This window comes from Halorubrum sp. AJ67 (genome assembly GCF_000513435.1).
Genome location: NZ_CBVY010000003.1, coordinates 335,061 through 338,206 on the forward strand (window position 1 = coordinate 335,061; position 3,146 = coordinate 338,206).

Genomic DNA, 3,146 nt, shown 5'->3' on the forward strand with positions numbered 1-3,146 from the left:
CCTATCCCCTGTGTGCCTTGCCTCCACGACTGCCTCGTAGAGGTCGGCCGCCTCGGCGGGCGACAGCGGCGTCGACTCGGCGAGCGCGGTTCCGACGAGCCCCTCGCGGGGCGGGTTCGCCAGCAGGGCGACGACGGTCATACCGGATCGCGTCGCGGGAGCGCCTTCAAGTCGCCGTTTCGGGCCGCAACCGGCCGGCCGCTCAGGCGAAGTCGCGCCGCATCGCGATCTCGAACCACGGGCAGAGCCGGAGCTGCCGGTACAGCGCCGGGTTCTCGTGGAGGTGGTCGTAGTCGGCCCACAGCATGCCGCCGATCTCGTCGTCGTCGGGGTCCAAGCCGGTGTCGTCGAGGGTGACCTTCAGCACCGCACAGACCTCCCACTCGACGCCCTCGTTGGGGTAGTAGCGCTTGTACTCGAACTTGTCCGTCACCCGGAGGTCGTCGTACTGGTCGGGCGAAATGCCGAGCTCCTCTTCGAGGCGCTGCTCGGTGGCGTCCTCCTGCGACTGCCCCTCGACCGGGTGAGAGGCGACCGTGCCGTCCCAGTGACCGTCCCACAAGCGCTTGTCGGGCGCGCGTTGGGCCAGCAGGATCCGGCCGTCCCGGTCGAAGACGAGGCAGGTGAACGCGCGGTGACGGATCCCGTCGCCCGTATGCGCGTCGAGCCGGTTCACCGTGCCCTGCGCGACGTCGTCGGGGTCGACGGCGATGACGTCCTGAAGCGCGTTCTCGTGGTCCGTGTCGCCCGTGTCGCCGGTCTCTGCCGCGCCGTCGCCGGCGGGGTCGCCCGACGCGGTCGCGTCTTCGGAACTCATGCGCGTTACGTCGCGGACCAGGGCTAATAAGGGTTCGATACGACGATCGGTCGGCCACGTCTGTCGCGGGGCCCGCGCGCGACTCCGCCGTCACGCCGATGAGCCGCCGGCGCTTCGACGCTCTTAACCGCGTCCCGGCGCTACTTCGCGCGGATGAGTAACCCGGCGCTCGACGTCGTCGAGTTCGTGTTGACGACGCACTTCTACACGCAGGACCGCGACCTCGACGAGAACGACCTGCCGCCCCGCTTCCGGCAGGTGTTCTGGTCGGCCGACGCCGCCGAGGACGCCCCCGGCGGCGTGGAGCGGCCGCTGAAGGCGACCGAGGAGACCACCCGTACCGCGACGGGGGTCGAACGGCCGTGGGAGGCGGTCTCCGACCTCCTCTTCACCCAACGCACGGAGTTCTCCGGCGAGATCTCGCTGACCCAGCCGGCGATGGGCTTGGAGTGGTACCGCGACCGCGCGGACGACGACCGGATCGCCGGGAACCCGACGATCGTCGCCGCGCTGGAGGCCGCGGACGACCTGACGGCTCCCGTGAGCCACGAGGAGGCCAGAGCCGACGTGCGACCCATTCAGGCCGACCGCGTCTGGATCGACGCGCTCCTCGGCGAGTACTTCGACGAGGACGAGGACGCGGAGATGCTCGATCTGGTCAACGTCCGCGCGCCCGAGGAGATCGAGACGACGCTGGCCGACCTCGTGTTGACCGGCGATCAGGAGGGCGAGATCCAGAAGATCGTCAAGGCGATCGAACACCGCGAGTACCTCGCGGAGATCGGTCTCCGCGAGATCGGGAAGCTGCTGTTCGTCGGCCCGCCGGGCACCGGGAAGACGACCGTGTCGCGCGCGCTCGCTCACGAGCTCGGGCTCCCGTTCGTCGAGGTCAAGCTCTCGATGATCACGAGCCAGTACCTCGGCGAGACGTCGAAGAACGTCGAGAAGAGCTTCGAGGTCGCCAAGCGGCTCTCGCCGTGCATCCTCTTCATCGACGAGTTCGACTCGGTGGCGAAGACCCGCCGCTCGGACGAACACGCGGCGCTGAAACGCGCGGTCAACACGCTGCTGAAGTCGATCGACGAGGTGTCTTTGGTCCGCGACGAGGTGCTCCTCATCGGCGCGACGAACCACCCGGACCAGCTCGACGCGGCCGCGTGGCGACGCTTCGACGAGATCGTCAACTTCCCCAAGCCGGACCGAGACATGCGCGCCGACATCCTCCGCGTGGTGACGAAGGAGATGAAGATCGCCGACTTCGACCCCGAGGAGGTCGCCGACCGGACGAGCGGACTCACCGGCTCTGACCTCCGCATGGTGCTCCGGGAGGCCGTCCTCGGCGCGCTCACGGAGGACCGGATGACGATCACGCAGGAGGACGTGATGGCGGCCGTCGAGGACTTCGAGGAGCGCGACAACCTGAAGAACATGGACATGATCGACGGCGAGGGGGCCGAGGTGCTCGGTGAGACGGGGGCGAACGACGCCCACGACCACGGCGACCACGATCACGATCATGGCGACGGTCACGAGGAGAGTTCGGCGGACCCGACTCGCGGTGCGGAGCCGCAGGGTCGAACGCAGGACTGAGGCGGACGGTCGAATTCACCGAGGCCGACTTTCGTATTTGGAGACGCCGTTGAAACTGTCCGCTCGGACGCGAGAACGAGTTAAGCGGCCGGTCGTTCAAGTGGGATTTATGAACTGCTGATCGACACGACTACCGGCGAAGGTCCAGCCGTTCGCTACGATATAGTCGCCACCGACGTTCCGACTGAGACCGCCGAAGCCCCAGCCGGGAGGCGGGCAGACGCTCGCTGTGCTCCTCGCTCAGTCGCTCGTTTCACTCGCTCCTTCGCTGCGGTGCTTACGTCCCCTCTGCCGGCCTCCCGGCTGCCCCTTCGAGTCCCGCCCCGCACAGCCTCACGCCTCCCCAGCCTCGTCGGTCGCCTCCGCTTCGCTTCGGCGACCGACTCCCTCGCGCGGTGCTGCTTCGCGGTCGCCGGTGGCGACCGCTCGCAGGCACGCGCCACCGCACCACTGATCATCATTTCTCACCCTGTACTGAGCGATTATCGCCGAACCCCGGCGACCGTGTAGCCGAATCCGCGGTCGACGATGCGGGGATCGAGGCCGACGGCGTCCATCGCGGCCGCGAGGTCGTCCGGAGTCAGGAACCGCGAGTCCATGCCGATCGCGTGTTCGCCGGCGACGAGGAGTCGCCCCAGCGGATGGTCGGGGTCGAACTCGCGGACGACGAGCGCGCCGCCGGGCGCGAGTACGCGGGCCGCCTCCGCGAGCGCGGCCTCGTGGTCCGGCAGGTGGTGGA

At 68.7% G+C, this 3,146-nt stretch carries 3 protein-coding genes; 1 reads left to right on the forward strand and 2 read right to left on the reverse strand.

Features of this window, described 5'->3' with window-relative positions:
• Positions 1–202: 202 nt before the first annotated feature.
• Entirely contained in the window at positions 203–817 is a 615-nt protein-coding gene (gene idi, locus BN903_RS05030; RefSeq protein WP_048076658.1) for an isopentenyl-diphosphate Delta-isomerase, read from the reverse strand.
• Positions 818–970: 153 nt separating this feature from the next.
• Between idi and BN903_RS05035 the strand changes: the two genes are divergently transcribed.
• Positions 971–2,407 (forward strand): ATP-binding protein, encoded by a 1,437-nt coding sequence (locus BN903_RS05035; RefSeq protein ID WP_048076659.1) that lies wholly within the window; start codon positions 971–973, stop codon positions 2,405–2,407.
• 482 nt (positions 2,408–2,889) lie between these two features.
• Here BN903_RS05035 and BN903_RS05040 read toward each other — a convergent pair.
• The coding region (locus BN903_RS05040) for a methyltransferase domain-containing protein (protein WP_048076660.1) at positions 2,890–3,146 on the reverse strand (257 nt) is incomplete at its 5' end.